This window comes from Rhizobacter terrae (assembly GCF_003852895.1).
Taxonomy (GTDB): domain Bacteria; phylum Pseudomonadota; class Gammaproteobacteria; order Burkholderiales; family Burkholderiaceae_C; genus Albitalea; species Albitalea terrae.
In genome coordinates this window covers 236,831-259,728 of record NZ_QUSW01000007.1, presented here as the reverse complement: position 1 = coordinate 259,728, position 22,898 = coordinate 236,831, and the positions used below count along the sequence as shown (strand labels likewise).

Genomic DNA, 22,898 nt, shown 5'->3' with positions numbered 1-22,898 from the left:
TCAGGCACTGCCGCGCTTCAGGCCAAAGTCCTTGCCCTTGATCTTGACCATGCGGCCATCTTCGTGATGCCACACAACACCTTCGATGTCGCGATCGCACAAGTACACACGCAATGCATCGAAGCTGCGTGGGCAGTCGGCCAAGACATCCTTGCCGTGACGGACCAGGATATGCCGGGCAAATTTCTCGGGGTTGCCTTGAACCTTGGGTCCGCACAACTCGTAAGTACCGTCTGCCAACGCCTGGGTCATCGCCTCACGATGACGAGCATCGTCAGGGCCGTCGGCAACAGGCAACCAACCTGGCCAGTGCCCGGTCAAGGCATCGGGTTCCTGTGCGGGTTCAAAGCCAGGGGGCGGAACCTTGCCCGCCTTGGCGTCGTAGCGCTTGTACAAGACGCCACCACGCATCAAGCAGCAGGTTCCGTCGAACTTGCGGGTGGCCACGCCTTCGCCGGCCATCACCCATTCTGCGCCAGGAACCACTTCGTTGCGGACCAAGCGGTCGCCTTCGTAGTTGCGAGCGAACAAGGAAACGGTCTTCTTCATGGGAGTTCCCCTTTGTGTTGTTGGCAAGGGCGGGAGGACTCGAACCTCCAGCCAGCGGAGTCAAAGTCCGCTGCTCTACCGTTGAGCTACGCCCCAGTTGTCTTGGTTTGGTGCGGGCGCTGGGGATCGAACCCAGACCTGCCGGTTAAAAGCCGGCTGCTCTACCCTTGAGCTACACCCACATGCATGTCGATGGCGGAAAGCAGAGGAATCGAACCCCCGCGGCGTTTCCACGCCGGCCACGCCTTAGCAAGGCGGCCCCTTGCCACTCGGGCAGCTTTCCGCAAGGTTGAAATGGTGGTCCTGGCCGGTCACGATCCGGCGACCTGCGCCTTATGAGGGCGATGCTCTGCCTCTGAGCTACAGGACCTGGTCCCCTCGGTCCGAGTCGAACGGACATGCCTTGTGGCCACGGCTTCTGAGACCGCTGCGTCTGCCAATTCCGCCACGAGGGGTTGATGGGTTGATGAATGCCCAGCGAAGGAATCGAACCTTCTTTGCCGATGGTCGCGTCAGGGGGCGCGAGCGCTTGTCATGGCGTTGTCCAGGCTGACTTGCCGCGGTGGATGCGGCGGTCAATCACGTCGGTAGTCGTCACGGTTGACGCCGTCAAAAGCAGCCTGTCTTCAGGCAACAGCTCTTGAAACGACCTCCCAGATCCGCAGACGCACGGGTCGTTGCGGCCAAGGCGTTCATGGAGTTCCTTGTCCCCGTGAACAAACCGATCACCGCGTTTAACCCTGGATTCAGACGGAAAACCGCGCCTGCGTTTGCTGCTTGGAGTGAAAGCAGAATTCGTTGTCTGGATGTCGTTTCATGATGTTCTCCTTGGATTGAATCCGCACGCTTTCGGCGGGACGCCGATGCCTGCGCTTGGGGGTGACCGGTCGGAGTCGAACCGACATCAACGGATCCACAATCCATGGCTCTGCCATTGAGCTACGGCCACACCCAAACACATGCATCGAAAGAAGTTGGTCTCCGCGGCAGGGTTCGAACCTGCGACCCCGTGCTCCCAAGGCACGTGCGCTCCCAGCTGCGCTACACGGAGACTGACCATTGGTACTCGCGGTTGGGCTCGAACCAACGACCTCTCGCTTATCAAGCGAGTGCTCTACCACTGAGCTACACGGGCAAACTGGCTCCCCGACTTGGTCTCGAACCAAGAACCTCCCGGTTAACAGCCGGGCGCTCTACCCATTGAGCTATCGGGAAACAAAGCTGGACTCGACGGTCCGATTCGAACGGACGTGGGCTTGCGCCAACTGATTTGCAATCAGTCGCCTTCGACCACTTGGCTACATCGAGAAGAATCTGGCTCCGGACCACGGGGTCGAACCGCGAACCTTCGGCTTTGGAGGCCGCTGCTCTGCCAATTGAGCTAGCCCGGATTTGTCTGGTGGGTGCGGATGGATTCGAACCACCGTGTCCTTTCGGGAGGCTGCTTTACAGGCAGCTGCAATCGGCCTCTCTGCCACACACCCAGGAGAATTGGCGCCTCGTGCATGACTCGAACATGCAACCTCCGGCTTCGTAGACCGGCGCTCTCATCCATTGAGCTAACGAGACAAACTGGTGCCGCGGGAAGGGTTCGAACCTCCTACGCCCGGCTCTTCAGGCCGGCGCTCTACCCATTGAGCTACCGCGGCAAATTGACTGGCGCCTCGTGCGGGATTCGAACCCGCGGCTTCCGACTAGACAGGCCGGCACTCTGACCACTGAGTTAACGAAGCAAATATTTTCCGGTGACGGGTTCCGGTGCCGCCCAATCGTTGCGGCCGATTTCCGCCATCGAAGCGTGAGCTCGACGATGGCTTCTGTTTGCTGGTATCGCGTGCGGGAGTCGAACCCGCATTGCCGGATTGAAAGCCCAGCGTCCTGACCGTTAGACGAACGCGACCAATTCATGGCAATCCACTTCGGCTGTGCCCAAGCGCGAGCGTCCCGTCGGACGTGGTGTCTCGCTGCACGGAGCCTCAGGCCTGCGACCGCGCACATCCCGCGCCGCCAACACCATGCAAGTGCGGCCACGGAGTGCAAGGACACACCCGAAGTGAATCGTGGAGCGGATGACGAGAATCGAACTCGTGGCCTGAACCATGGCGTGGTCCCGCTCTGCCTGCTGAGCTACATCCGCATGTGTGCAAGACGCTGATGGCCAGCCAGTACTGGCGTCGTCTTGCGGCAAGTTTTGAAAGAACAATGCACCGTTGCCGGTGTGCGACCCGGTGGATCGCTGCGTCGCGGCTGCCGGCCACGACGCGGGTTGGAGGTTGAAAACAAAAAGGCCCGGATCCTTCGCGGAATCCGGGCCTCTGCGTACAGAGCTTGAAGGGGTGCGGCTATGCGCCTCCCTCTCCCGGATGCATCGGATCCTCGTCACTCTTGATGTGCCATTGCGGGCACTCCAAGGCAGCGGCCAGATGCATGGACTTGCTGTTGCGATACGAGCAACCATCGGCCGCTCCTAGCTGGAACGTCGCGACGACGCGCACAAACGCACCACGGCCCTGGCAGGGTCGAAGGTTTTGTTTGGCGGCGAATCGGGTCACGTCGAGTCCTTGAAATCGTTGAAGAATGTCGCTTCATGCAGCGACGGGAGCGGACTGTAAAGAGTCTTTACGCCATCGTCAACCCCCCCGACAATCGCGGCTCGAAATTCTTGTCGTACGCAACACACACTCAGCGTGAGCAACATCACCATCCATCGGCGCCGCAACGTGCTGGCGCTCTTCCAGGCCTATGCCGAGTCGGCCGTGGCCAATGGCGCCGCTCCCAAGGGGCTGGAGCAAACCTTCGCCACGAGCCTGGAGATTTCGCCCAGCATGTGGAGCCAGATCAAGTCATCCCGACCCATCGGCGACAAGCTCGCCCGGCAGATCGAGCAGCACTGCAAGAAGCCGGTGGGCTGGCTTGATGAAGAGCGCGAAGCCGCGGGCCTGAACCAGGCCGAACAGCAGTTTCTCGCGCTGGCACTCAAGGCCTGGCGCTCGACGAACAGCGACGGCCGCAAGAAATTGCGCAGCTTGCTGAAGGACCTCACGGTCGGCGCCTGACACCTGCATCCCACTGACGGCCTGCTCAGGCAGACTGTCTCTTTCGAACCCGACGCACATCATGACCCTCTCTCTCCAAGACTCCGCCAGCCAAGTCCGGCAGGGCATCCGCGCAGCCACGGCCGGCCTGGTCGGGCGCGATCAACTGGCCGAGCTGATCGTGCTGGCCGCTGTCGCCCAGGAGCACCTGCTGGTGATCGGGCCGCCTGGCACCGCCAAGAGCGCGGTGGTTCGCCGCGTCGCGCAAGCCATGGGTGGGCGCTACTTCGAATACCTGCTCGGACGTTTCACCGAACCGTCGGAGCTCTTCGGTCCGGTGGACCTGAAGAAGCTGCGCGAGGGCACCGTCGAGACCGACGTCACCGGCATGCTGCCGGAGGCCGAGGTGGCGTTTCTCGACGAGGTGTTCCTCGGTTCCACGGCCATCCTGAACACGCTCCTGGGTGTGCTGAACGAGCGGCGCTTTCGCCGCGGCCACACACAAATCCAGTGCCCGCTGCGCGTGTGCGTGGGTGCTGCCAACGGCTTGCCGGAAGACGAAGCACTCGCCGCCTTTGGCGACCGCTTCCTGCTGCATCTGTTCATCGAGGCCGTGCCCGATCACCAACTCGAAGCGATGCTGGCTGGCGGCTGGCAATCGGACCAGCAGCGCGTCGAGCCGCAGGCCGGCATGGCGCACCTGGACGTGCTGTGTCACGCGGTGAAGCTCGCGAACCTGGACATCGCCCGCCCGGCACTGGCCAGCGCGATCCGTCAATTGCGCCAGGCCGGCATCCAGCTCTCGGACCGCCGCATCGTGAAGGCGCAGCGGCTCATCGCGGCGGCCGCCGTGCTGGCGGGTCGCGTGCAAGCCACGCAGGCAGACCTCTGGCCGCTGCTGTATGTGCTGCCGACGCAGGAGGCCCAGCACAGCGCACGCGAGGTCCTGCGCGAACTGTTCGCCGATGCGGCGCATCCGAACCTGCTCAGCGCCGTGGAGCAAGCCACCTTGCAGCCGCTGTCCAGGGCCGCACGTCTCAAGGAATCGGCCCAAGGTCTGCTGGCCGGTTCCGTCGAAGGACGCCGCCTGGAAGTCGAAGCCTTGCTGCGTGAGATCGACGCGAACTTCGATGCCGACACGCTGCCGGCCGATCTGGCCGAATGGCGCGTGAAGCTGGCTGCGCTGATTGCGGTTGCCGCGTGAGCCTCGCTGGACGATTCGACTGGCGCTGGGCCGGCCAGCCTGAGCCCGCGCCCGCACGCGCGGTCGTGGCCTTCGGCCCCGCGGCGCGCCGGCTGCATGCACGCCTGCAACTCATGAGTGCCGAAGAGCAGGCACGCCTGCACGCCACGGCCAGCCGCGACGTGATGGTCGTCAGCGGCGCGACAGCCGCGTTGCCCTGGATCGATGGCGCAGCCTACGCCGCGCCCTGCCCCGAAGCGCCCAACCTGTGGCTGCCCACCTTGCGGCGCCCGGACGTTGCCTGCGATCTGCTGGCGATCGCACTTGACCGGCGCCACCAGCGCAAGCCGCTGCTGCTCTGGCCTGATCCATCGGTCCTGGTGCCGATGGATCGCCAATTGCCCGTCTCCGCAGCCCTTCTCGCACGAATCGCAGCACTGTGGGACGACCAGCCCGGGGCTGCCGCATGAGCAGCCTTCGCTTGCCCGACGCGCTGGAATCCTGGCGCCCTTGGCTGAGCTGGTTCGATGCCGACCTCGCCGCCCAGGTCGGCGAGCTTCTGCTGCGGATGCATCCGTGGCTGGGCCGGTTCCGCGGCCGGCGCCCGGGCGATGCGGCCGAACCGGACGGCGTGGACGACCTGCGCCGGCGTGGCTCCTACGAGCGGCTGTTGTCCAGTGAATGGCTGCTGGCGTCGGAGTTGCCCGATGAATTCCTGCGCCGCGCTGCAGGCGGCGAGCACCTCTTTCTCGCGCCGCGGCCGCGAGCGCACCAGGCCGACAGCCTCATCGTGGCCTTGTTCGATTGCGGCCCCATGCAGCTCGGTGCGCCGCGCCTGGCGCATCTGGCCCTATGGATTCTTCTCTCTCGCCGTGCCGTCGAGGCAGGCGGCGTCATGCGCTGGGGCAGCCTGCAACAGCCAGGCCAGTGGCATGAAGCGGCTTCAGCGGCCGATCTCAAGCGATTGCTGAACGCGCGCACGTTCGCCAGCGTTCGGCCTGAACACTGGGACGAATGGATGCGCTGGTTGGACCAGCACGCCAACGGCATCGGCGAGCGCTGGCTGGTCGCGCACGACACCGAGGCCATCCAGCGTGCGACACCACCGCCTTCCCATGCGGTCCAGCTGCGGCGGTCGCTGGACGGCGAATCCCTTGAATTGAAGCTGTCTGCCGGCGCAATGGCACGTGGACTCCACCTGCCACTGCCGTCGCCGCGCCGCACACCGGAGTTGCTCAAGGGCCGCTTCGAGAAGGAAGTCCCACCGGATGTGCGCAGCTTGCGTTCGGAGCGCTTCTCGTTGACCGTTGCGCCGATCCTGTCGAGCACTGGCGCGAAGGTGGCTCTCATGGCGCTGGATGGCCATGGCGTGCTCGTTTTCCAAACCGTGTCGTCCCGCAGGCAAGGCCCGAAGCCGCCTCGACGGGAGCAGTTACCTGTCCGCGCCGAGCCTCTGGCCGCTGCGTTCGCGGGCAAGACCCTGGGCATGGTGATGTCCCGGCAAGCCTATCCCAGTCCGGCATCGCACCTGCTGTTCTGGCAGATGTCGGGCCTCGGCATACAGACGCGCCCTTCCGCCGATGAGTTCAACGCACCGCCGGGTCGCGCTGGGTTGCTGCCGTGCGTGTGGCTTCGCAACGCCGGCATGCAACGCCTGTACGTACTGGACGCTTCGGGGCACCTGGTGCTGTGGATGGCCGACTCGAAGCATCGCGCGCGCGGTCCCATGTTGATGGACAAGAACGTGCTCGCCATGGCCCGCGTCGGCGATCGCGGCGTGGTCTACGCCTGCTCGGATGGGCACAGCGTCGCCATCCGGGCGCTCGCCGACCACGGGCGCGAAAAGCTGGATCACCGCATCCCCTACGCCCTCGATGCCTCGGCGCCTGTCTTCCTCGTCGGCAGCACCGACCAGCGCAGCGGCCTGGGTGCCTGCGCCGTGCGAAGCGCGCTGGAGGACTCGCAGGAAAGCTGGCTGGTCAGCGATGTCGAGGCAGGCGAGGAGCTTCCCAGCCTGTCGTGGCAAGTCCGCCTGCCGGCCGGAGCCACGGTGGCGGGGCTCTTCAAGAGCGCGCCGACACAGCGCTGCGCACTGGTGGTGAAGTCGGCCAACGGTCGAGACATCTCGCTTCAGACCTCGGGCGAAACAGAGCTCACCTACAGCACCGGCGCCCCCATCGAACGGATGACCGTCTGCGCCAACAGCGGCGTCATGGCGCTGACCACCCGCACCCGTGAGCTGCACGTCTTCGACATCTCGCGGCGGCAGGCCCGCCTCGTGGTGCAGGCCGATGTGCAGACGGGCGACAACGCATGACACCACACGATCCCATCTTCACGAGGCCCGCCGAGGTTCGGCAGCCGCTGTTGCAGGGGCAGCAGAAGGTCTGCGCCCTGTGGTTCCCAGTCTCCTGGTTCGACGAAACGCAGCGGGCCCGGCGCCTGCTGGCCGCATGGCGTCCCGGTGCGTCGGCCCACCGCTTTGCGCAAGGCGACCTGCTGCGCTTTGCCGAACCGTTCGAGCAGTCGTGCGATGCGTTGGAAGGCTGGGCACTCGTCCGGCAGGGACGCACCCTGTGCTCCGCACCTCTGGCTGACGCCGAGCTCGCGGCCTTGCCTGCGGCGGACTTCCATGTGGTGCACGGGGCGCAATGCCTGTCGATGCACTTCGACGACGGGCAGCCTCTGGATCCGGCCGAGTGGCTGGCCACCGCGTCCGTCGCATTGCACGACACCTTCGACTGCCGCGAAGCTCTGCCGCCATCTGTATTCGTCACGCCGGTTCCAGTGCAGGACCTGCGTGCCATCTTCGACGGCAAGGTCCCGCCAGCCAGCGACGAGCACCGGGAATTCCTGCGGGCGATGGCGCAATCACGGGAATCCGACGGGATATCCGGCTCGTCGCGATCTCAGCAGTCAAGCTCCCGCCCAGGCCATGCCCTGCGGCTGGTGCTGTGGGTTCTCGTCGTCATTGCCGTCATCGCCGGAGTCTCCAGCACCGGTGTCGACGCCATGCCGCTGTGGACGATCGTGCTCTTCGCCATTGGCTTCTTCCTGGCCAGGAGCTCACGCGCCCCGACGAGTTGGACATCGGCAGGCGCCCCGGCTCAGCCGGTGGCCGCTGCACGCCCTGCCGGCACACCCACCGGCACCATCCCGCCACGGCACCGCCCTCGCAACCCTCGCCAGATGTGGCGCGACTGGCTCGCGCGGCTGGCGATCACCTCCCAGATCGCCCGGTTGCTGGGCCAGCGCCAGGCAGCCTACGTCCGCAAGATGCTCGATCTGTTCGAGTCGGGCCAGCTCGACGAGGCCCTGCGCCACGCCATTCCGCTCGGTGGAGACAACCAGTCCCTCGGCCAGGCCTTCGGCACGCCGGGCGCACGCAGCGACCTCGGCCTGAGTTCGGGGCCGACCTACCACACCAGCATCAACCTCGGATCGGATCTGGAGTCCCACCTGCGGCAGCTCTACCGCCGCAGCTTCGAGAAGCTCGACCGCGAGGGGCGCATCGACGAAGCGGTGTTCGTGCTGGCCGAGCTGCTGCATGCGCGGCAGGAAGCGCTGGACTACCTGGAGAAGCATGGCCGCTTCAAGCAGGCGGCCGAACTGGCGTTGGCATGGGACCATCCGGCCGCCGTCATCGTTCGCCTCTTCTGCCTGGCTGACGACTGGCGCAAGGCGCTGGCCGTGGCGCGGCGGGACAACGCCTTCGCCACAGCCGTGCTGCAGATGGAACCCAAGTGGCCCGACCCGGCACGCCGCCTGCGCCAGGAATGGGCGCACGCCCTTGCACAACGTGGAGACTGGCTCGGTGCGATCGACGCCATCTGGCCGGTGAAGGAGCAGCGGACGCTCGCCATCCAATGGCTGGAGAACGCGCAGGCCGCCGGCGGCCGCCTCGGCGCCCGCGCGCTGGTCAAGCGGGCCGTGCTACTGCCCGACACCATGACGCAATCTGCCGATCGTCTGCACGAGCTGCGCGACGACCCCGAACTGCATGCCGAGCGCGAGGCCATTGCTGCGGCCTTGCTCGAACTCAAGCAGGCGGAAGCACGCACCTCGGGCATCGCTCGCGTGATAGCCCCTGGCCTGGTGGCAGACCAGGCCGCGGGTCTGGGCGGACTGAGCCGCAACGATCTACAGCGGGTCGTGTCCCTGGCCAACGACCCCTGGCTGAGTGCGGACCTGGAGAACACAGCGCTGCCGGCCCACCAGCGGCAGGAGCTTTCGCAGTCGGCCGCGCCCGTTCAGGGCCGGCTGCCCGACGCTGGCCAGCTCGCGCCGCTGGATGCGGTGGCGCTCGACGATGGCCAGTTCCTGCTCGCGCTGGGCGAGACAGGCGCCGTCATCGTGAACCGGCATGGCAAGGTGCAGTCGCGCTTCGCCGTGCCCGCGGACCAGCTCGTCATCGCGCCCAGCCGGCAGATGGCGCTGGCCGTGGCGCGGCGCGACCTCGTGTGCCGCGTCAGCCGGCTCGACCTCGCCAACCGGCAGGTCACCGACCTGGGCATGGCCGAGCTGCATCACTTCGCCCGCGAATTCGACGGCATCGCCTGGACCGTCGCGAGCGGCAACCGGCTGCGCGTGCTGGACACGCAGCGTTCACTGAACGAAGTGCTCTGGCAGGTGGGCGACCTGCCCGGCAAGGTGTGCGACCTGTCGGTGAACTCGCGCGTCGAGCAGGTCTGCCTGGCGCTGCCGACCGCGCAGTATTCGCTGTGGCGCTACTCGCTGCCGCAGCGGCGCCTGTTCGTGCGCGACGAACTGGTGCCCTCGCCGATCTCGGCGGGCTCGACACAGGTGCTCGCGCCGAATGGCGGCGTGATCGAGGCGTGGATCCAGGTCGATGCCGATGGTGCGCAGACGCTCGCCTTCATGCTCAACGGCCGCAAGCAGAACATCGCCTGGCCGCAGATGGTGGCCGAAGGGGATCCGCTGCGCGTGGTCGTGGCGGGCTCGTGGCTGCTGGCGGGCATCGGCGACGAGACCACCACGCACTGGGCCGCCATCGCCATGGGCAACGGGCGTGTTTGCGCGCGCATCGACTGGCCCGCCCCATCCTTGCCGCAGGCGCGGTTGAGCGAGAGCCACCTCATCGTCTTCGACCGGCAGGGGCGGCTGTGGGCGCTGGACGTTGCCACCAGCGCGCAGACCAGCATCGGACTGCGCTGAGGCCTACTCCGCCCCGCGTGGGCTGAAGGTGCGGGGGAAGGTGACGGGCTCCTGCCGGTCGCGCAGCCGGTAGCCCATGGCCGGCCGCTTGGAGCTGCCGTCGGCGTAGCCATCCTCGACCAGGAAGTCCGCCGCCAGCATGCGGGTCCGAAAGCCGCTCTTGTCCACCGGGCGGCCCAGCACGATTTCATAGGTTCGCTGCAACTGCGGCAAGGTGAACGGCTCGCTCAGCAGGAACGCCGGCAGCGAGGTGTACTCCACCTTGCTGCGCAGCCGCTCGGCGGCCGCCTGCAGGATCTGCGCATGGTCGAAGGCCAGCCTGGGGCGCTTGAGCATCTCGTCGACCTTGAACCATGCGACGTCCGCCGCATTGGCCCCCTTCTCGATCACCAGATGGTCCGCCGCCACCAGCGCGAAGTACACGTGCGTGGCCGACCAGCCGCGCGGATCGCGCGACCGGCTTCCCCAGCTGCCGAGCTGTTCGAGGTAGGGGCTCTCCACCGCCGTCTTCTCGCGCAGCTTGCGGCGCGCACAGGCGATGAGGTCCGCGTCGCGGTCGATGTCCACGAAGCCGCCCGGCAGCGCCCATTTGCCGGGGTGCGGCTCCTTGGGCGTGTCCGGCCGCTGCACCAGCAGCACCTGCAGCGCATCGTCGAGCACGGTGAAGATGACCACGTCCACCGTGGTGAACGGCAGAGGAAACGGCGGCATGCGGCCGGGGGCCTTGCTGACCATGGGTTGGGGCTCCTTGCTTGACGCATCGGATTTTAAGTTGTATTGTGCAACCATTAACAAGTTGTACAGAACAACCAAACAAGGAGTCTGCCATGTTCGGCATCCAGTTCATCAAGGCCCAACCCACCGTCCACCTCATGCAGTTCAAGGGCGGCAAGCTGCTGCGCGAAGGGGCGGGCGAGTCCTTCTTCTACTACGCACCCACCACCACGCTGGTGGCCGTGCCGGTGGCCAGCCAGGACCGGCCGTTCATCCTCCAGCTCGTCACCGCCGACTTCCAGACGGTGACGGTGCAAGGCCAGGTCACCTACCGCATCAGCGATCCGCGCCGCACCTCGGCGATGATGGACTTCTCGCTGAACAAGGATGGACGCGGCTACGTGTCCGAAGACCCCAAGCGCCTGGGCGACCGGGTGGCGATGCAGGTCGAGGTCATCGTTCAGCAGGCGGTGCAGTCGCTGGAGCTCAAGCAGGCGCTGCGTTCGTCGGCGCTCATTGCCCGGGCGGCGCAGAAGGAGCTGGGCAACCAGCCGGAGATCGCGGCGCTGGGCCTGGAAATCCTGGGCGTGTCGGTGATGGCCGTGAAGCCCACGCCTGACATTGCGCGCGCACTGGAGGCCGAAGCCCGCGAATCCAACCTGCAGGCCGCGGACGATGCCGTGTATGCGCGCCGCATGTCGGCGGTGGAAAAGGAGCGATCCATCCGCCAGAACGAGCTGGACACCGACATCGCGGTGGAGCAGAAGAAGCGGCAGATCCGCGAGACGCAGATGGAGGCCAAGGCGGCGATGCTGCGCAAGGAGAACACGCTGCGCACGGAGCAGATGGCGGCGGACGTCGCGCTGGAAGACCAGCGCAAGGCCTTCGTCGATGGCCAGGCGCAGAACCAGCGGACGTCGGCCGATGCCGAGGCCTACCGGGTGAGCGCGGTGATGCGCGCCCTCGAAGCCGCCGATCCGCGCGTCGTGCAGGCGTTGACTGCAGCGGGCATGCAGCCGGGACAGCTCATTGCGCAGGCGTTTGGCGGCATCGCCGAACGGGCCGAACGCATCGGGCAGCTCAACCTGTCACCGGACCTGCTGCAGTCGTTGATGGGCAGCAGCACGCAAGACGAACGAGGAAAGGCACACCGTGAACGCAAGGAATGACTGCAAGGTCGTGCTGGTGACGCGCCGCACGAGGCTGCAGGAGCTGGTAGCGCGCTATCACACGCTGGAGCAATCGCGCTTCTATGTCGAGCACTTGGGCGCCGACTTCTCCGACTACGTGAAGGAGGATGAGGTGTATGCCAGGCAGCTGCGCGTCGCGATGCAGACATTGCAGGCCTGGGGCCGCTACCAGGTCATCGACCGCGGCTACCTGCCGAACTTCGTGTTCGCGCCGGACGACATCGTGGTGGCCCTGGGCCAGGACGGCCTGGTGGCCAACACGATGAAGTACCTGGAGGGGCAACCCCTGGTGGGCGTGAACCCGGAGCCTGCGCGGTGGGATGGCGTGCTGCTGCCCTTCGAGGCCGGCGACCTCGGTCCCATCCTGCGCGAAGTGGCGGGCGGTCGCCGCGCCCACAAGGCGGTGACGATGGCCCAGGCGATCCTGTCGGACGGGCAATGCCTGCGCGCGGTCAATGACCTGTTCATCGGCCCGCGCACGCACACCTCGGCGCTGTACGACATCGAACTCGGAGGCCGTCGCGAATCGCAGTCCTCGTCCGGGATCATCGTGTCCACCGGGCTGGGATCGACCGCATGGCTCAAGAGCGTGGTGACGGGTGCGTCCGGCATTGCGCGTGCGGTCGGCACATCCGCGCCGCTGGCGTATCGGCCGCAGGCCTGGGACAGCGACCAGCTGACCTTCGCCGTGCGCGAGCCGTTTCCGAGCAGGGGTTCACAGGCGGAGCTCGTGTTCGGCGGCGTGACGCACGAACAATCGCTCAAACTGCGCTCACGCATGCCGGAGAACGGCGTGATCTTTTCAGACGGCATGGAAGCCGACTACCTGGCCTTCACCGCAGGCATGGAAGCGGTGGTGACGGTGGCGGCGAGCAAAGGACATCTGGTGGTGTGAGGCCACCGAACGAGAACAACACAACAAGGAAAACAACCATGACCAACAAGCACAACATCGTGTCGATCAGCAAGTTCCTCAGCCTGGTGCTGAGGCACCAACCGGAAAAGATCGGCCTGTCGCTGGACGATGCAGGATGGACAGACGTGGGCGAGCTGCTGCAAAAGCTCGCCATCGCCGGACGCCCGGTGAGCCTGGATCTGCTGCGCGAAGTGGTGGCTGGCAATGACAAGCAACGATTCAGTTTCAGCGAGGACGGAACACGCATTCGCGCCAACCAGGGACACTCGATCGACGTGGAACTCGGGCTGGAAGAACTCGAACCTCCGGCGGTGCTGTACCACGGCACGGCATCGAGATTCATCGACTCGGTGATGCGCACGGGGCTGGACAAGCGGCAGCGTCATCACGTGCACATGACCGCCGACATCGGCACCGCCCGTTCGGTCGGGCAGCGCTACGGCGTCCCGGTCATCCTGGCCATCGACGCTGCCGCGATGCGTGCCGATGGCCATCGCTTCTACCGATCGGACAACAACGTGTGGCTCACAGATCATGTGCCGGTGCGGTATCTCAGCCGGCATCAGTCGCTGGTGTGAGCAGGAGAGGAAAAGAATGAACAGCCAGCAAGTGCGCAGCATCGAACAACTCATCGCCGCCGTCGAGCACGGCCATCGGCCCAAGTACCTCTTCTTCTGGGGTCATCGGCCGCTCCCTGGCGGGGAGATCGGCAAGAGCGTGTTCAGCCAGTGGTACGAGGCGCCCTTCGTCGTGGAGGGAACCCGCTACACCACGGCCGAGCACTTCATGATGGCTGGCAAGGCCCGCTTGTTCGGCGATGCGCAGGCCCACGAACGAATCGTCGCGGCGGCAAGTCCGAATGAGGCCAAGAAGCTGGGCCGTACCGTCCAGGGATTCGACGACGTCCAATGGAAAGCCGCCCGGTTCGATCTGGTCGTCGCGGGCAACTTGGCCAAGTTCTCCCAGAACGCGGCCATGGGCGAGTTCCTGAAATCGACCGGCGACCGCGTCATCGTCGAAGCCAGCCCGGTCGACAAGGTCTGGGGCATCGGCACGGCGGCGGATGAGCCTCACGCGGAGAACCCGCTGCTGTGGAAAGGCTTGAACCTGCTGGGCTTCGCGCTCATGGAGGTTCGAGAACGCCTGATTGAACAAGAACAACAGAAACGACAATGAATTTCAGCAACCATCTCCAACAACAGCATCGCTGGCCATCGGAAGGCCGGCACATCCTTGCCCAATTCGACGACACCTCGGTGATCGTCTACCAGGCCTACCGGCCGTCCATCGCACGCCATGCCATCGAGCATGGCCGCTTCGGTGGGCCGGACTTCAGCTTCCAGCGGATGAGCTGGATCAAGCCCAATTTCCTGTGGATGATGTACCGCTGTGGATGGGGCACCAAGGAAGGCCAGGAGATGATCCTCGCGTTGCGCCTGAAGCGGCCGTTCTTTGACGAACTGCTGGCACAGGCCGTCGAGTCCGCATACGACCCGTCCGTGCATCCAAGCCGCGAAGCGTGGCAAGCCGCGGTGGAAGGCTCCGAGGTTCGCCTGCAGTGGGATCCGGACCACTCACCCAGCGGCGCGCGGCAGAGTCGTCGCGCCATCCAGCTGGGCCTGCGCGGCAGCATGCTGCGGCGCATGGCCCATGACGATCTGCTGGAGGTCATCGACATGACCGGTTTCGTGGCTGCGCAACGCGAGCATGCGCAAGACGACAACCGGGAATTGCAAACGCCCACGGAAGCGGTCTACCCGACCGCTTGAAGGCTCAGGCTTCCTGCGTCAAGCCCAGGAAGTGGTCCAGCATGTGGAAGTGATCGTCCAGGAAGCGGTCCTCCATCTCGACCAGCCGTTCGATCGGCACCCACTCCACCGCCGCGGCATCGTCATCCGCCCTGACCTCGGGGAACTCGCGCTCGCCCAGGTCGAAGAAATGCGCATGGGTGATGGTGCGGCCACGCTGGCTGCGGTCTGGATGGTCGAACACCACCGCGGCCTTCAAGGCATGGCGCATGGCGGTGTCCAGCAACTTGAGGTGCGTCTCTTCTTCCAGCTCACGCAAGGCGGATTGGTAGGTCGTCTCACGCTGCTCGATGAAGCCTCCCGGCGCCGCGAACAAGCCTTTTCCAGGCGCCTGTCCGCGCCGGATCAGCAGCACGTGCTGGTTGCACTTGACGATGGCATCCACCGTCACGAACACCGGTGGATAAGGCGCTGCGTCCCACGACTGCTTGTAGCGCCTGAGCATCTCCCATTCTCGGACCAGTTCGTCGAAGAAGGGCAGCTCGGCCCACGCGCGCAGGAAGGCGACCGTGCTGGGCGGTGCCTGGCTCACCAGCGCCGCCAGGCTCGCATCGAGTTCGCCGGCGGCATGGCCGAAGTAGGCATCTCGAACAGCCGTCGCGTCGAAGGACGACACGCGGTCGATGTTCTTGAAATGCCAGCCCGCAAATCCACGAAGGTATTCGCTGGTCGGATCCTTCAGGTGCCCCACCAGCGCGACACGCGCGGTGGGCATGCCGCGCTCGGCCAGCAGGCTTTCGACGCTGCGCCGGACCACCGACAACCATCGCGATTCATCGTAGTAGTCGCGCACGGGAATGAACGACACGCGGGCACGATCCGGCTCCGGCAACGCCAGCCGGATCATCTCGACCCGCTCTTCCCAGCTGAACGGGTTCTTCGGCGTGCGGGCCTGGTGGGCCGACCCGATCACCACGATGCAGGCGGGCGCCGCCGCCAGCGCCTGCCGCAGCACCGCGAGGTGGCCGTTGTGGAAGGGCTGGAAGCGGCCGATGGTGACGGCCACGTCATGGGTGCTCACGCTGGTGTTCACGCTCGACTCCTCACAGGGTCTTGGCGGCGATGGGCATCTGGCGTCCCGTGCCGAAGGCGCGCGAACGCACGCGGATGATGGGCGGTGCCTGGCGGCGCTTGTATTCGTTGCGGGCGATCATGCGGCGCACGCGGGCAATGAGCGCCCGCCCTTCATCGCTGGCCTGCAGCCTGGCGCAGAAACCCGACGCCTGCTCGAATTCCGCCTTGGCCAGGCCCTGGCCTTCGATCTGCATCTTGAGGACTTCGTCGAGCACCTCATAAGGCGGCAGGCTGTCGGTGTCCTTCTGGTCCGGCGCGAGTTCGGCGGACGGTGGCTTGTCGATGATGGCCGCCGGAATGATCTCCCGGCCTGCACTGTCATTGAGGTGCCTGGCCAGCGCGAACACCTCGGTCTTGTAGAGATCGCCGATCAGGCCGAGTCCGCCGTTGGTGTCGCCGTACAGCGTGCAATAGCCCACCGAGATCTCGGACTTGTTGCCCGTGGTCAGCAAGAGGTGGCCGAAGGCGTTGGAGAACTCCATGAGGATCGTGCCGCGGATGCGTGCCTGCAGGTTCTCCAGCGGCAGCCCCTGCAAAGGCTGCTGGAAGCTGTCGGCGAACTGCGCCGAGTAGCCGGCCACGAGGTCAGCGATGGGGTGGGTGTGCAGCCGAATGCCGAGGTTGCGGCACAGCGCGACGGAGTCATCCACGGAACCGGCCGATGAGTAGCGCGAGGGCATGGTCACCGCCTCCACGTTCTCGGCCCCCAGTGCCTCCACGGCCAAGGCCAGCGTCAGCGCACTGTCGATGCCGCCGGAAGATCCCACCACCGCCTTGGAGAAACCGCAGCGGCGTGCGTAGTCCTTCAGGCCGAGCACGATCTGTGCGCGATAGAACGCCATGGTGGGCAGGCCTTCCGGCGCAGGCCGGGGCAGCTCGGATCCATCGACGGCACTGAAGTGTCCGTCCTCGAAGCGCAGCGTCGTCACGTCCTCGACGAAGCGATGCGCCTCGTGCATCACGCCGGCCTCCGGCTCGACGATGAACGAAGCGCCGTCGAAGATGACCTGGTCCTGTCCACCGACCTGGTTCACGTAGACCAGCGGCAACCCATGCCGCCTGCTGGCCGCGCCGAACACCTGGTGCCGCTGTTCGCGCTTGCCGATGTTGGAGGGGCTGGCGTTGATGCTCACCACGAAATCGGGCGCCGCATCGCGCAGGCGCTCGAAGGGGTTGACGGCGTAGTCGGCGCCGCCGTCGTTCCAGCCGTCCTCGCAGATCATCATGCCCACCTGCGTCTGGCCGATGCGCAGCACGCGGCCCACATCGGGCCCGGGCTCGAAGTGGCGGCGCTCGTCGAAGATGTTGTAGGTGGGCAGGAGTTGCTTGGCGTAGCGCAGCACGACGTCGCCCGCCCTGAGCACCAGCAGCATGTTGGACAACCGCTTGCCGGGCCCGTCGCGACGCAGCGGTGCGCCGATGACCCAGTGCAGGTTGCGCAGTTGGCGCGACGCCTGCAGCAAGGTGTCGATGCCGGCGTCCACTCGAGCGAGGAAGTCGGGCTCGTCGAGCAAGTCGCCGGGGTAGTAGCCCGTGAGCGACAGCTCGGAAAAGATGACCAGCTCGGACCCGTCCCGCGCGGCCTTCTGGGCAGCGTCGATCATCTTCTGGGCATTGCCCTCGATGTCGCCGACGGTGTAGTTGAGCTGAGCCAGCGTGAGTTTGAGCATGGCAATGCCCTCAGGCCGGGACGTTGAAGACCTGGCGCAGGTAGGCCAGGAAGGTCTGGTCGTCGCACAGCGTCTTGCCGGGGCTGTCGGACAGCTTCGCCACCGGCTGGTCGTTGCAGCGGGTGAGCTTCATCACGATGTTGAGTGGCGTCTGGCCCACGTCGTTGCTCAGGTTGGTGCCGATGCCGAAGCCCAGTTGCGTGCGATCGGCGAAGTGTCGGTAAAGGTCGATGGCGCGTGCGATGTCGAGCCCGTCGGAGAACACCAGGCGCTTGGTGTTGGCATCGATGCGCAGCTTTGCATAGTGCGCGAGTGCCTTCTCGCCCCAGACCGTCGGATCGCCGGAGTCGTGGCGCAGGCCGTCGAAGAGCTTGGCGAAATACAGGTCGAAGTCGCTGATGAAGGCGTCCATGCCCACCACGTCGGTGAGCGCCACGCCGAGGTCGCCGCGGTATTCCTGCACCCAGTCTTCGAGCGCCGCCTTCTGGAAATCGCGCAGCCGCACGCCCAGGGCCTGATAGGTCTGCAGATATTCGTGGGCCATGGTGCCGATGGGCACGAGCTGGAGGTCGCGCGCCAGCAGCACGTTGGACGTGCCCTTGAAGAACTGCGGCACCTCGCGCTTGAGCGTGGTGACGACTTCGCGCTGCCAGTCACCAGCGAAGCGGCGGCGCACACCGAAGTCGAAGAATTCGAAGGGGTTGCGGCGAGCCGGTTCCTGGCCGAACGCGCGAAGCTGTTCGATCTTGGCCTGCAGGCGCTTGCGGCCCTCTATCAGCGCAGGTTCACGATCGAATCGGCGGAAGTACAGCTCATTGACCATCGCGAGCACGAAGATCTCGAACGCCATCACATGCACCTGCGGACCGCGGGCCACGATCTCCAGCTTGTCGCCGTTGGCGCGTGCGCTGATGAACTCGCGCTGGAAGTGGAAGATGCGCAGGAAGTCGACGAAGTCGGACTTGATGAAGCGCAGGCCCGCCAGGTATGCCAGCTCATCGGGCTTGAAGCTGAGCGTGCACAGGTGGTCGAGCTGTTCATTCACCTCGGCCACCAGCTCGGCGAGCGGGTAGGTGGGCTGGTTCCGGCAAACGAACGTGTACTCGGCCTGCGTCTGCGGATGGCGATGCAGCATGGTCTGCCACATCGTGAACTTGTAGAGGTCGGTGTCGAGCAGGCTGGTGATGACGGGACGCATGGTGTCTGTGGTTCGTTGTTCAGCGGGTGGCGTTTGCAATCAGCGAAGGCAGCACGTCGGCCGTGGTGGCCAGTTGCACGCCCTTGCCGCGCATGTCGGCCAGGAAGGCCGCGTGCTGGGCCTCGAAGCCCCCCACCGGGCTCATGCAGTCGGTGAGCAGCACGATGCGCTCGAGCCGGCCGCCCGGCAGGTTCTGCACGATGTGTTCGGTGGTGGCCTTCACGCAATGGCTGCTGGCTTCACCGGTGATGAGCAGCGTGTCGGCCTGGTCGAGCTGGTCGATGAGCGCCTGGTTCAGCTGCGTGTCGGGGTCCTCGGCATCGGGCACTTCGGCCAGCAGGGCACTGTAGTGCTCGGTCCAGGGGTTGGAGCCCTTGTTGACCTTCTGCACCACGCCCAGTTGCCGTTCTTCCCAGGCGTTGTAGGCGGCACGCACATCGGCATGGACGTTGTGGCCCCAGGAACCGATCTCGCAGTGAACGGGCCACACCATCAGGGTGTAGCGGCCGCGGGCTTCCAGCGCATCCAGGTAGCTCAGCGTGCGCGGCAAGGCGGATGGATCACGCGGCAGATACTCGCCGCTGCGGACCTGCGCGGCAGTGATCTGCGTGAAGGGCGTGACCGCGGCACCCTGCCCCGTCTTCCAGAACGTGGGGTGCGCAATGTCGAAGCGGTGGTGGGAGTCGAGCGTGATGGCGATGTCGGTGAGGCCGGCGCCGCCTTGGCGGATCAGCTCGGCGGTGCGCTGCATGTCGGCATGTGCACCGGCCACGGGCAGCGCGGGGGCGACCTTCGCACCAGTCACCGGGTCTGCGGGGCGGTAGGCTTCCGGCAGATCGCAGAAGTCGTTCTGCGGATCGATGATGAGGAGCTGGATCTTGCGCTTCATGATGCTGTCCTTTCGTTCGGTGTGATTGAACTATAGCTTTGTTAGTTCTATTTTGCAACTAAGTAAGTTGTGACAAATTTCCACAACTTTTGAGGTGGAGATCGAAGAGATTCCGATCAATCAATCCCTTAGTTGTGGAAATAAAATAAGTCCATGCCCCGTCCAGACGCCGAAACCATCATCTGCACCGTCGACGTGGTGCTGCTCACCCTGCGGCAGGACCAGCTCCACGTCGTCCTGCTCAAGCGCGACCGCGAGCCCTTCCGCAATGCGCTGGCGCTGCCAGGCGGCTACGTGCACATCGACACCGACCAGAGCGCCTCCGACGCGGCCGCCCGTGTGCTGCTGGAGAAGACGGGCATCGTCAGCCCTTACCTCGAACAACTGGCCAGCTTCACCGGGCCGGGGCGCGATCCGCGCGGCTGGTCAGTGTCCATCGCCTACTACGCGCTGGTGCCCGAGAGCATCCTGCCCGCCCAGGACGAAGGCATCCACGTTGTACCTGTGAACCGGCTGCCCAGCCTGCCCTTCGACCACAAGAGCATCGTCGAACACGCACTCGATCGGGTGCGCTCCAAGAGCCTCTATTCCTCGCTGCCGGTCTACCTGTGCGGCGAAAGCTTCACCTTGCCGCAGCTCCAGGCCGTGTACGAAAGCGTGCTCGGCGAGCCGATCAACAAGGTGAGCTTCCGGCGCAAGGTGGATGAGCTGGGGATGCTGGAGGCCATCGAAGGCGAGATGCAGTCGGGGCGGGCGAATCGGCCGGCGCAGCTGTATCGGCTGCGCAGGGAGTTTCGGCATTCGCTGTCGATGCTGGATCGGGGGTTGAATTCGCGGATGTCTTGAGCGCTTCTTTCACCAACCTGGGGTTGGGCAAAGGTGCGAGCGGGCTGGGGGCGCTGCTCCGCTCATGTCCCCCGGTCCGGGCTTCGCCCGGCCCTCCTCCTTTACTTCGCTGCGCAACGCCCCCAGCCCGCCCGCACCTTTGCAAAGCAGCACCGGGTTTTCTCGTCGAGCAAAGCCTTCGCCACTTGAGCGGCAGGCGGCATGGGCCAGGGGCTCCGTGTGTGGCGGCGAGCAGCGCAGCACCGAGGGGTGGCGCGCGCAGCGCGCTTCGTCTTCATACTTGCCGCGGCTGTTTGAGCGGCGCGCACCGCAGGGGCGCAGAGCGAGTTCCGCGGCACACCCCTTGGTGCGAGCAGCGCAGCGAAGTCGGCGCTCAGCGCCGACCGCCACAGTCGGAGCCCCTGGCCCATGCCGCCTGCCGCGGACCCACCCGACGGAAGGCGAAAGCAAAAAAGGGAGGTGCAGATCACCCCGCACCTCCCTCAACAGCTCACGCAGCAACCACTTCAGCCACAACGCCAGCCGGCGCCACAGCGTAATGATCCAGCTGCATCGAATAGCTGGCCCGCCCAGACGACAGGGCACGCAAACTGCCGATGTAGCCGAACATCTCCTTCAGCGGCACGTGGGCCTCGATGGCCGTCGCGTTGCCGCGCGGATGCTGGCCGCGTACATGGCCGCGACGACGGTTCAGGTCGCCGATGCAATCGCCCAGGTACTCGGCCGGCGTGATGACCTCCACAGCCATCACCGGCTCCAGCAACTGAGGCAGAGCAAGCGCCGCAGCCTCGCGGAACGTGGCCGCCGATGCCAGCTCGAAGGCTAGCGACGACGAGTCGCGTTCGTGGAAGCCGCCGTCCACCAGCGTCGCCTTGAAGTCGACCACCGGGAAGCCGGCCACCACGCCTGTCTGCGCGGCGCGCCGCACACCCGCTTCCACCGCAGGGATGAACTCCCGCGGCACCGCGCCGCCGACAACCTCGTTGTCGAAGCGGAATCCCTCGCCTCGCGGCAAGGGCTCGATGCGCAACACCACCTCGGCGAACTGCCCAGGGCCACCCGACTGCTTCTTGTGCACGTGGCGAACCTCGCTCGCGCGGCCGATGGTTTCGCGATAGGCCACCTGCGGGCGACCCACCGTGACTTCCACGGCGTGCTTGCTGCGCAGGCTTTCCAGCGTCACCTCCAGCTGCAACTCGCCCATGCCCGAGAGGATCGTCTGCCCGGAGTCGGCGTCGTGCCGCACCCGAAGGCTCGGATCCTCCCGCGTCAAGGTCTGCAAGGCCTTGCCGAGGTTCTGCTGGTCGCCCTGCGTCTTCGGCTCGATGGCCACGTCGATCACCGGATCGGGCGCGCTGATTTCTTCCAGGATCACAGGGTGGGCCTGGTCGGTCAGCGTGTGCCCGGTCAGCGTGTCCTTCAGGCCCACGATGCCGGCAATGTCCCCTGCCACCACTTCATGGCGCTCGACGCGGTCGGCCGCATGGATCTCATACAGCCGACCCACTCGTTCGCGCTTGCCGGTGCTGGCGTTGAAGACGCTGTCGCCCTGGCGCAGGCGGCCGCGGTATACACGAATGAACACCATCGAGCCATGGTCGTCGCTCGTCACCTTGAAGGCCAGGGCCGCCAGGGTGCCGTCGGCGTCCGCTTCCGGCTGGCCGATCTGCGACGCGAGCTCGCCGGGGCTGGGCAGGTACGACACCACCGCATCGAGCAAAGGCTCGACACCCTTGTTGCGGTAGGCCGCACCAGCCAGCACCGGCACGAAGGCGCCCGCCAGCGTGCCGCGGCGGATGCACTCGCGCAGTTGGTCGACAGTGGGCTCACGGCCGTGCACGAAGGCTTCGAGCAGGGACTCGTCCTGTTCGACGGCCAGTTCCACCAGACGTGCGCGATGCGAGCGTGCGGCGTCGAGCAGATCGGCAGGCACGTCGCCCACGACGGCCGGCTGTTTCGCTTCATCGTCCAGCCACACCAGCGAACGCATCGTGAGCAGATCCACCACGCCGCGGAAGTCGCTCTCCGCGCCGATGGGCAACTGCGTCACCAGCGGCACCACACCCAGCCGGTCCGTCATCATCGACACGACACGGTGGAAGTCCGAACCCACGCGGTCCATCTTGTTGATGAAGGCCACGCGCGGCACGCGGTACTTGTCGGCCAGGCGCCAGTTGGTCTCTGTCTGTGGTTCCACGCCGGCCACGGCATCGAACACCACGACCGCGCCGTCGAGCACGCGCAGCGAACGGTTCACCTCGATGTTGAAATCGATGTGCCCGGGCGTGTCGATGACGTTGACCTGCGTGCCCTTCCAGAACACGGTGGTCGCCGCGCTCTTGATGGTGATGCCGCGCTTCTTCTCCTGCTCGTCGTAGTCCATGCGGGTGTTGCCGTCATCGACGTTGCCGATGCGGTGCGTTTCGCCCGTGTGGAACAGGATGCGCTCGGTGGTCGTGGTCTTGCCTGCGTCCACGTGCGCAATGACGCCGATGTTGCGGAGGTTTCTGAATCTGGTGGTGTTCATGCGAATCTTTCTTGCAGCGCCTCCCGGCGAGATTCGCACGATGGAGGTCAGCCGCTTGCTGTGAGAAAAATCGCGTGCCCTTGATCTTGACCGACAAGGCAGCACGCGTCCACGACGCGGCCGA

The 22,898-nt window shown here is 65.7% G+C and carries 19 protein-coding genes and 16 tRNA genes; 11 read left to right on the top strand and 24 right to left on the bottom strand.

Translation table 11 applies throughout. The features are described from left to right. The 18 genes from DZC73_RS23050 to DZC73_RS22960 all read right to left on the bottom strand — a co-directional run bounded on the left by DZC73_RS23050 (position 1) and on the right by DZC73_RS22960 (position 2,686). Entirely contained in the window at positions 1–549 is a 549-nt protein-coding gene (locus DZC73_RS23050) for an RNA ligase 1 family protein (protein WP_124542715.1), read from the bottom strand. Positions 550–657: 108 nt separating this feature from the next. Beyond that, a tRNA-Lys gene (locus DZC73_RS23040) sits at positions 658–731 on the bottom strand. Positions 732–742: 11 nt separating this feature from the next. Next, positions 743–832: transfer RNA gene (locus tag DZC73_RS23035), tRNA-Ser, on the bottom strand. 12 nt (positions 833–844) lie between these two features. Continuing rightward, positions 845–919, bottom strand: a tRNA-Ile gene (locus DZC73_RS23030). Continuing rightward, a tRNA-Leu gene (locus tag DZC73_RS23025) sits at positions 920–1,004 on the bottom strand. A gap of 77 nt (positions 1,005–1,081) precedes the next feature. Then, complete coding sequence (locus DZC73_RS30715; RefSeq protein WP_124542827.1) at positions 1,082–1,357, bottom strand: SEC-C metal-binding domain-containing protein; 276 nt, start codon at positions 1,355–1,357, stop codon at positions 1,082–1,084. Positions 1,358–1,427: 70 nt separating this feature from the next. After that, a tRNA-His gene (locus tag DZC73_RS23015) sits at positions 1,428–1,498 on the bottom strand. Between the two features lie 26 nt (positions 1,499–1,524). Beyond that, positions 1,525–1,600: transfer RNA gene (locus DZC73_RS23010), tRNA-Pro, on the bottom strand. A gap of 9 nt (positions 1,601–1,609) precedes the next feature. Continuing rightward, positions 1,610–1,684: transfer RNA gene (locus DZC73_RS23005), tRNA-Ile, on the bottom strand. 4 nt (positions 1,685–1,688) lie between these two features. After that, positions 1,689–1,764 (bottom strand) — tRNA-Asn (locus DZC73_RS23000). A gap of 7 nt (positions 1,765–1,771) precedes the next feature. After that, positions 1,772–1,857: transfer RNA gene (locus DZC73_RS22995), tRNA-Cys, on the bottom strand. Between the two features lie 7 nt (positions 1,858–1,864). Then, a tRNA-Trp gene (locus DZC73_RS22990) sits at positions 1,865–1,940 on the bottom strand. 6 nt (positions 1,941–1,946) lie between these two features. Next, positions 1,947–2,033: transfer RNA gene (locus DZC73_RS22985), tRNA-Tyr, on the bottom strand. 8 nt (positions 2,034–2,041) lie between these two features. Continuing rightward, positions 2,042–2,118 (bottom strand) — tRNA-Arg (locus DZC73_RS22980). Positions 2,119–2,122: 4 nt separating this feature from the next. Further along, a tRNA-Phe gene (locus tag DZC73_RS22975) sits at positions 2,123–2,198 on the bottom strand. A gap of 8 nt (positions 2,199–2,206) precedes the next feature. After that, a tRNA-Asp gene (locus tag DZC73_RS22970) sits at positions 2,207–2,282 on the bottom strand. 92 nt (positions 2,283–2,374) lie between these two features. Then, positions 2,375–2,449: transfer RNA gene (locus DZC73_RS22965), tRNA-Glu, on the bottom strand. A gap of 161 nt (positions 2,450–2,610) precedes the next feature. Next, a tRNA-Gly gene (locus DZC73_RS22960) sits at positions 2,611–2,686 on the bottom strand. A gap of 550 nt (positions 2,687–3,236) precedes the next feature. Here DZC73_RS22960 and DZC73_RS22955 point away from each other — a divergent pair. From DZC73_RS22955 to DZC73_RS22935, 5 genes are all read left to right on the top strand, one after another. Beyond that, a complete protein-coding gene (locus DZC73_RS22955; RefSeq protein ID WP_124542714.1) occupies positions 3,237–3,605 on the top strand; it encodes a hypothetical protein in 369 nt (122 codons plus the stop codon). A gap of 61 nt (positions 3,606–3,666) precedes the next feature. Continuing rightward, positions 3,667–4,788, top strand: coding sequence for an AAA family ATPase (locus tag DZC73_RS22950; protein WP_124542713.1), 1,122 nt, complete (start codon positions 3,667–3,669; stop codon positions 4,786–4,788). Further along, positions 4,785–5,237, top strand: a complete 453-nt coding sequence (locus DZC73_RS22945; protein WP_124542712.1) for a bpX5 domain-containing protein — start codon at positions 4,785–4,787, stop codon at positions 5,235–5,237. Before DZC73_RS22950 ends, DZC73_RS22945 begins: the two co-directional genes overlap by 4 nt. Then, a complete protein-coding gene (locus DZC73_RS22940; protein WP_124542711.1) occupies positions 5,234–7,084 on the top strand; it encodes a hypothetical protein in 1,851 nt (616 codons plus the stop codon). The genes DZC73_RS22945 and DZC73_RS22940 overlap by 4 nt, the downstream gene beginning before the upstream one ends. Continuing rightward, positions 7,081–9,942, top strand: coding sequence for a bpX6 domain-containing protein (locus tag DZC73_RS22935; protein WP_124542710.1), 2,862 nt, complete (start codon positions 7,081–7,083; stop codon positions 9,940–9,942). Before DZC73_RS22940 ends, DZC73_RS22935 begins: the two co-directional genes overlap by 4 nt. A gap of 3 nt (positions 9,943–9,945) precedes the next feature. Here the strand turns inward: DZC73_RS22935 and DZC73_RS22930 are convergent, their stop codons facing one another. Continuing rightward, complete coding sequence (locus tag DZC73_RS22930; RefSeq protein ID WP_124542709.1) at positions 9,946–10,677, bottom strand: NUDIX hydrolase; 732 nt, start codon at positions 10,675–10,677, stop codon at positions 9,946–9,948. A gap of 92 nt (positions 10,678–10,769) precedes the next feature. Here DZC73_RS22930 and DZC73_RS22925 point away from each other — a divergent pair, with 92 nt between their 5' ends. Genes DZC73_RS22925 through DZC73_RS22905 form a run of 5 tightly spaced genes read left to right on the top strand, consistent with a single transcriptional unit; the run spans position 10,770 to position 14,531 of the window. Continuing rightward, positions 10,770–11,825 carry an SPFH domain-containing protein gene (locus DZC73_RS22925; RefSeq protein ID WP_124542708.1) on the top strand — a complete coding sequence of 352 codons (1,056 nt, stop codon included), beginning with the start codon at positions 10,770–10,772 and terminating at the stop codon, positions 11,823–11,825. Continuing rightward, on the top strand, positions 11,809–12,741 hold the full coding sequence (locus DZC73_RS22920) for a diacylglycerol kinase catalytic domain-containing protein (RefSeq protein WP_124542707.1): 933 nt from the start codon (positions 11,809–11,811) through the stop codon (positions 12,739–12,741). Before DZC73_RS22925 ends, DZC73_RS22920 begins: the two co-directional genes overlap by 17 nt. A 38-nt stretch (positions 12,742–12,779) precedes the next feature. Continuing rightward, positions 12,780–13,340 (top strand): RNA 2'-phosphotransferase, encoded by a 561-nt coding sequence (locus tag DZC73_RS22915; protein WP_124542706.1) that lies wholly within the window; start codon positions 12,780–12,782, stop codon positions 13,338–13,340. Positions 13,341–13,356: 16 nt separating this feature from the next. Continuing rightward, positions 13,357–13,938 (top strand): NADAR family protein, encoded by a 582-nt coding sequence (locus DZC73_RS22910; protein ID WP_124542826.1) that lies wholly within the window; start codon positions 13,357–13,359, stop codon positions 13,936–13,938. Then, positions 13,935–14,531: a DUF4291 domain-containing protein gene (locus DZC73_RS22905; protein ID WP_124542705.1), complete on the top strand. Its 597-nt coding sequence runs from the start codon at positions 13,935–13,937 to the stop codon at positions 14,529–14,531. The genes DZC73_RS22910 and DZC73_RS22905 overlap by 4 nt, the downstream gene beginning before the upstream one ends. 4 nt (positions 14,532–14,535) lie before the next feature. Here the strand turns inward: DZC73_RS22905 and DZC73_RS22900 are convergent, their stop codons facing one another. Genes DZC73_RS22900 through DZC73_RS22885 form a run of 4 tightly spaced genes read right to left on the bottom strand, consistent with a single transcriptional unit; the run spans position 14,536 to position 19,401 of the window. After that, positions 14,536–15,603 carry a bifunctional nicotinamide-nucleotide adenylyltransferase/Nudix hydroxylase gene (locus DZC73_RS22900; RefSeq protein WP_124542704.1) on the bottom strand — a complete coding sequence of 356 codons (1,068 nt, stop codon included), beginning with the start codon at positions 15,601–15,603 and terminating at the stop codon, positions 14,536–14,538. Positions 15,604–15,613: 10 nt separating this feature from the next. Next, positions 15,614–17,314 (bottom strand): NAD+ synthase, encoded by a 1,701-nt coding sequence (locus DZC73_RS22895; protein WP_124542703.1) that lies wholly within the window; start codon positions 17,312–17,314, stop codon positions 15,614–15,616. Between the two features lie 10 nt (positions 17,315–17,324). After that, positions 17,325–18,512 carry a nicotinate phosphoribosyltransferase gene (pncB, locus tag DZC73_RS22890; protein WP_124542702.1) on the bottom strand — a complete coding sequence of 396 codons (1,188 nt, stop codon included), beginning with the start codon at positions 18,510–18,512 and terminating at the stop codon, positions 17,325–17,327. Between the two features lie 19 nt (positions 18,513–18,531). Next, entirely contained in the window at positions 18,532–19,401 is an 870-nt protein-coding gene (locus tag DZC73_RS22885) for a cysteine hydrolase family protein (RefSeq protein ID WP_124542701.1), read from the bottom strand. A gap of 153 nt (positions 19,402–19,554) precedes the next feature. On the opposite strand from DZC73_RS22885, the gene DZC73_RS22880 reads away from it, so the two are divergent. Then, complete coding sequence (locus DZC73_RS22880; RefSeq protein ID WP_124542700.1) at positions 19,555–20,247, top strand: NUDIX hydrolase; 693 nt, start codon at positions 19,555–19,557, stop codon at positions 20,245–20,247. A 490-nt stretch (positions 20,248–20,737) separates the two neighbouring features. Here the strand turns inward: DZC73_RS22880 and fusA are convergent, their stop codons facing one another. Beyond that, complete coding sequence (gene fusA, locus DZC73_RS22875) at positions 20,738–22,774, bottom strand: elongation factor G (protein WP_124542699.1); 2,037 nt, start codon at positions 22,772–22,774, stop codon at positions 20,738–20,740. Between the last annotated feature and the right edge of the window lie 124 nt (positions 22,775–22,898).